Source organism: Falsiroseomonas oryziterrae (assembly GCF_021864505.1).
Classification (GTDB): Bacteria; Pseudomonadota; Alphaproteobacteria; order Acetobacterales; family Acetobacteraceae; genus Falsiroseomonas; species Falsiroseomonas oryziterrae.
Window position 1 is genome coordinate 1 of the sequence record NZ_JAKJIB010000289.1, and the last position, 5,487, is coordinate 5,487.

Sequence of the window (5,487 nt, forward strand, 5' to 3'; positions counted from 1 at the left end):
GCCGGCGCGCGCGGCCGCGCGTCGTCCGCCACCACCCGGTCCGCCACGCCGTCGCAGCCGGGGTAGAGCAGCGCCAGCGCCCCGATGCGCGCGCTCGCGGCCGGATCGGCCGTGATGCGCGCGGCGGTCTGCGCCGCACCGCCGAAGGCCAGAACGCCGAGCGGCGCCGGCGCGAAGCGCGGATCGGCATCGAGGAGGCCGATGACGGCCACGAGACGCGCGAGCGCAGACGCATCCTCATCTGCCGCGTCGGGCGGGACGAAGCCGTCGGCGGACATCTCCAGCACGTCGAGGTGGAGCACCGCGAGGCCCGCGGCGGCGATCTGGTCGGCATAGCCCCAGCCGCGCGGATCGATGCCCGTCGGCTCATGCAGGACGATGACCAACCCGGCCGGGACCGGCGCGACCTGTTCCTCGGGCAGCACCAGCAGACCGGCCGCATCGACGCCGCCAGGGCCGGCGGCACTGGGGCCAGGCGCCACGGTGGTGGCCGCGAGGGCGGCGCAGAGCAGCAACCCGGCACAGGACCGCGCGCTCACCGGCGGGTCCGGGTCGCGGAGAAGCCGGCGGCCGGTCCGAGGCGGCGCCAAGCCAGGACCGCCGCCACGAGGCCCTGCGCGGCGGCGGCAATACCGGCGAAAGCGAGGGCTGCGCCATAGGCGCGGGCCGCGGCTTCCACTTCGATCGGGTCCCCGCCGCGGGTCGCTGCGCGTAGGCGCGACAGCGCCCGCTCCACCGGCGCCGCGCCGAGCGGTCGGGGCGAACAGCCTTCGTCCTGGCTGCGTGGCGCCTGAGCGAGAAATCGGTTCTGTGGGGGTGTTGGCACGGGCGCGACGTCCCTGGGGCACGCCAACCTTGCACGCGGGGCGGCGCCAGGAAGCCGGCTCCGGTGGCGGACGGAGCGCTTCCCTGCCGGATCGGTCACCAGCCTGCGGATTCTGTCTTTTTCGCGCGGGAAGCGAATTTTCGGATCGATCCGGAATCCCGACGGCGCTACCATACGAGTTACATGAATCCCGGTGAGCCCTCGCTCGACCCCCAACGGTTGGCGGTCTTCAACGTCGTCAGCGCCAGCGATCCAGCCGAGCTGGACAGCCGGTCGCGCGTGAGCGAGCGGCTTCCCGAACCGAGCCGGGTCTACAAGTACCGCCTGCGCGATCCCGCCCTCTCCGGCACGCGCTTTGACAGCCCGATCTTCACTCTCGCCACCCGCAGCGCGGGCGGCCTCCTCGCGAGCTACGGCGACAGCCGCTTCGCGACGGAGGTGTCGATCGACGGCGACGAGGGCGACTTCTTCTGCTTCACGACGATGCTGCAGGGCGGCCTGACGCTGCATCAGCGCGGCGAGGTCACGACGGCCACGGCAGACCGCGGCCTCGCCTTCCGCCCCGGTCACCGGACCCGGCTGGTGACGACCGATCGCAGCTTGCGGACGAACGTCTTCGTCAAGGTCGGCGAGCTCGAGGGCACGCTTGAGCACATGCTCGACCGGCGGCTGCCACAGCCGCTCGAATTCGACCCGGCCCTCGACTGGAACGGCGGGCTGGCAACGAGCCTGCGCAGCCAGCTCGCCTTCGTCATGCAGGAGTTCGAGAGGCCGGACGGCGTCGCGGGAAATGCGGTGGCGCTCGCCTCGATGACCGAGTTCCTCGCGGCGCTCATCCTGCGCGGGGTGCCGCACAACTACGCCGACCGGTTCCCGACAGGCCCGGCCGGGGCCGTTCCGGCCTATGTCCGGCGCGCGGAGGACTTCATGCGCGCGCATTGCGCGGGGCCGATCCGGATGGCCGATGTGGCCGCCGCGGCGCGCTGCAGCGTGCGGACGCTGGGCGACGTGTTCCGCCGCTTCCGCGACACGACGCCGCTCGCAGCGCTGCACGCGATCCGGCTGGAGGAGGTGCGGGCCAGACTCGGCGAGGGCGCCATGGGCGACGACGCAGCCGCCATTGCCGCGGTCGCGCGCCGCTACGGCTTCACCAACGCGTCGCGCTTCGGCGCCGCCTTCCGCCGCCGCTTCGGCGAGGCGCCAGCGGACGTCGTGCGGGCCGCCGGGCGGTCGTTCAATCCCCGATGAATCCACCGGACTGACGTTGCCAGAGCTGGGCGTAGATCCCGCCCTGCGCCAACAGCGCGGCATGCGTCCCCTGCTCCGCCACGCGCCCGCGATCCAGCACCACCAGCCGGTCCATGCGCGACAGCGTCGACAGGCGATGCGCGACAGCGATCACCGTCTTGCCGGCCATCAGCTTCTCGAGGCTCTCCTGGATCGCGGCCTCGACCTCGGAATCGAGCGCGCTCGTCGCCTCGTCCAGCACCAGGATCGGCGCGTCCTTCAGCAGCACGCGCGCGATGGCGACGCGCTGGCGCTGGCCGCCTGAGAGCTTCACCCCGCGCTCGCCGACATGCGCATCGTAGCCGCTGCGGCCGCGCCAGTCGGAAAGGCTTGCGATGAAGTCGTGCGCCTCCGCCCGGCGTGCGGCCTGCTCGACCTCCGCCTCGGTGGCGTCGGGGCGGCCATAGCGGATGTTGTCGCGAATCGAGCGGTGCAGCAGCGCGGTGTCCTGGGTGACGACGCCGACCGCGGCGCGCAGCGATTCGGCCGTGACCCGGGCGATGTCCTGTCCGTCCACCAGGATCCGTCCCGCTTCCGGCTCGAAGAAGCGCAGCAGCAGGTTGATCGCCGTGGTCTTGCCAGCGCCTGAATGCCCGACCAGGCCGACGCGTTCGCCCGGCGCGACGTCGAGGTCGAACCCGCGCAGCACGCCGGCCTCCCGCCCGTAGCCGAAGGTCACGCGCTCGAAGCGGATCGCGCCGCGCGTGACGACCAGCGGCACGGCGCCGGGCGGGTCGGGCGCGGTGGGCGGGACGGCGATCGAGCCCATCGCTTCCTGCACCACGCCGATGTTCTCGAAGATGCCGGCGACGTTGAAGGCGACCCAGCCGGAGATGTTGGCGATCTGCCAGGCCATGGGCAGCGCGGCCGCGACCACCGCGAGCGGGATCTCGCCGCGCGACCAAAGCCAGATGGCCAGGCCGGCGGTGCCGACCAGCAGCGCCGCGTTGAGGGTGGAGAGCAGCAGCCCGTTCAGCGTGACGAGGCGCGTCTGGCGGCCGAAGTCGCGGTTCAGCCGCTCCAGCCCCTCGCGCACGAAGGCGTCCTCCTGCTCGGCGCGGGCGAAGAGCTTGACCGTCTGGATGTTGGTGTAGCTGTCCACCACGCGTCCGGTCAGCGCGCTGCGCGCCTCGGACGCCGTCCTTGCGCGGTCGCGCATGCGCGGCACGATCAGCCGCAGCAACGTCGCGTAGAGCGCGAACCAGACGAGGATCGGGATGGCGAGCCGCGAATCGGTGGAGGCCAGCGCGAGCACCGCGCCGGTGCCGTAGACCACGATATACCAGACGGCGTTGACGGACTGCACGACGCTCTCGCGCAGCGCGGGGCCGGCCTGCATGACGCGGTTGGCGATGCGGCCGGCGAAATCCTCCTGGAAGAAGGGCAGGCCCTGGCGGATGACGTGCCAGTGGCTCTGCCATCGGATCAGGGAGGTGACGCCCGGGACGATGCCCTGCTGCGTCACGAGGTTCTGGCAGAGGATCGCCAGCGGCCGGCCGAGCAGCAGCACGGCGGCCATCGCCAGCAGCGTCGTCCCTGCCTCGGCCCAGAGGCGGTCGGGCCCGTGGCGCTCCAGCAGCCCGACGACGCGGCCGATGAAGAGCGGGATCAGCAGGTCGAGCAGCGCGACCGCCATGCCGGCCGCGAACAGCGCGGCGAAGAGGGCACGGGCCTGGCGCGCGAAATGCCAGTAGAAGCCGAGGAGCGACCGCGGCGGCGGGTCGCTGGGGACGGGCACGCCGAGCACGCGCGCCGCCGGCGTGCCAGGCGGCGCCACCGGGTCCATCGCGCGCTCGAAACGTCGGAAGGGCAGCATGCGCGGCAGAACGCGCCGGCGGCGCCTGGCGGTCAACCGGCCTTCACCACGACGGGGCCGAGGTCAGTCCTGCCGGATCGGGGGCGGACCACCCTGCGCGGCGCGATAGCCCCAGGACAGGAGCCGCGGGTCCTCCGCCATGTCCGCAACAAGCCAGTTCATCCGGTCGAGGAACCAGATCTTCGCCAGGAAAGCCGTGGCGAACCCGGTCAGCGCTGCAGTGGGCGAAAGCCAGGCAAGCCCGCCGACCAGGACCGCGCCGCCGGCGCCGGCCACTGCGTTCAGCATGGTGGGAAGGCGGCGATGCCGAGGCGGGACCGGCACCTGGTCTCGCATCAGCCAGAGGCGCTCGCCGAGCACGGCGCGCGAGCCCCAGTTGTCGAGCGAAGGCGGCGGCGGAAAAACGCGCGGATTGATCCAGGTCCAGCCGACCAGCAGCACCACCGGCAGCAGCGCCCACCAGCCGATCCAGACACGGCTCCAGATCGCGAGCGCGAGCAGCGGGAGGATCGGCACCCGCGTCCACACGCTCCATGGGTTCGCGTGCCGCGCCCAGGCCGCGTCGTCCATCCGGTGCAGGCGCGCGATGCGCGCCTCGATCGTCATCCCGCGGCTCAGCCCGCGACTGGCCCTTCCGCCAGCTCGACCGCCCGCTGCAGGTCGACGCTGAGCAGGCGCGACACGCCGCGCTCCTGCATCGTGACGCCGTAGAGGCGGTGCATCCGCGCCATGGTGAGCTGGTGGTGCGTGACGATGAGGAAGCGCGTGCCGCCGCGCCCGTTCTCGTCGCCCGCTGCCATCACCTCCAGCAGGTCGCAGAGCCGCTCGACATTCGCGTCGTCCAGCGGCGCGTCCACCTCGTCCAGCACGCAGACCGGCGCGGGGTTGCAGCGGAACACGGCGAAGATGAGCGAGAGTGCCGTCAGCGCCTGCTCGCCGCCCGAGAGAAGCGCGAGCGAGGCGAGCTTCTTGCCCGGCGGCTCGGCGTAGATCTCGAGCCCGGCCTCCAGCGGGTCGTCGGAGCCGACGAGGGCGAGATGCGCGCGCCCGCCACCGAAGAGCCGGGTGAACAGCGCGCGGAACTCGGCATCCACCTTGTCGAAGACGGTGCGGAGACGCTCGCGCCCCTCGCGGTTCAGGTGGCCGATCTGGCCGCGCAGCTTGGCGATCGCCGTCGCGACCTCCTGCCGCTCGGCATCGATGGCGCCGCGGCGGGCGTCGAGCTCGGCGAGTTCCTGCTCGGCGACGAGGTTGACCGGCCCCATCTCCTCCCGCTCGCGCGTCAGGCGATCGAGCTTGCGGCGCGCCTTCTCCTCCGCCTGGTCGGACAGGTCGGCGATGTCGGACGGCAGGTCGGGCGGCTCCTCGCCGAGTCGCTCCGCGATGCGTTCCTCGACCGACAGCGCGGCGGCCTCGGCGGTTTCGCTGGCGCCCTCCGTCCTGCACCACCCAGACCGTGCATTGCTGCCCGGCGATGGTCGCGGTCCCTTCGCGGCGGAAGGTGGCGGTCGGCGAGTTCATCTGCTGCGCCATGGCCTGCGCGGCCCGGATGTCCATG

Annotated in this window: 4 protein-coding genes and 1 pseudogene; 1 reads left to right on the forward strand and 4 read right to left on the reverse strand. The window is 72.6% G+C overall.

Annotated elements, in window-relative coordinates; genetic code table 11:
* A partial coding sequence (locus L2I40_RS18295) for a dienelactone hydrolase family protein (protein WP_372491078.1) occupies nt 1-539 on the reverse strand: 539 nt, incomplete at its 3' end.
* Nucleotides 540-1,009: 470 nt separating this feature from the next.
* On the opposite strand from L2I40_RS18295, the gene L2I40_RS18300 reads away from it, so the two are divergent.
* Nucleotides 1,010-2,074 carry an AraC-like ligand-binding domain-containing protein gene (locus tag L2I40_RS18300; RefSeq protein ID WP_237216624.1) on the forward strand — a complete coding sequence of 355 codons (1,065 nt, stop codon included), beginning with the start codon at nt 1,010-1,012 and terminating at the stop codon, nt 2,072-2,074.
* On the opposite strand, the gene L2I40_RS18305 is transcribed toward L2I40_RS18300, so the two are convergent.
* The 3 genes and pseudogenes from L2I40_RS18305 to L2I40_RS18315 form a co-directional block, all read right to left on the reverse strand.
* Nucleotides 2,061-3,965: an ABC transporter ATP-binding protein gene (locus L2I40_RS18305; protein ID WP_272910985.1), complete on the reverse strand. Its 1,905-nt coding sequence runs from the start codon at nt 3,963-3,965 to the stop codon at nt 2,061-2,063. The two genes, L2I40_RS18300 and L2I40_RS18305, sit on opposite strands and share 14 nt — an antisense overlap.
* A gap of 27 nt (nt 3,966-3,992) precedes the next feature.
* Entirely contained in the window at nt 3,993-4,535 is a 543-nt protein-coding gene (locus L2I40_RS18310) for a DUF6653 family protein (protein ID WP_237216625.1), read from the reverse strand.
* A gap of 8 nt (nt 4,536-4,543) precedes the next feature.
* Nucleotides 4,544-5,395: pseudogene (locus tag L2I40_RS18315) on the reverse strand (chromosome segregation protein SMC); the annotation flags it as partial.
* Nucleotides 5,396-5,487 lie beyond the last annotated feature (92 nt).

Excerpts from the sequence above, each read along its gene's own strand:
- L2I40_RS18300 (WP_237216624.1), top strand. The coding sequence starts at position 1,010 with ATGAATCCCGGTGAGCCCTCGCTCGACCCCCAACGGTTGGCGGTCTTC.
- L2I40_RS18310 (WP_237216625.1), bottom strand. The coding sequence starts at position 4,535 with ATGACGATCGAGGCGCGCATCGCGCGCCTGCACCGGATGGACGACGCG.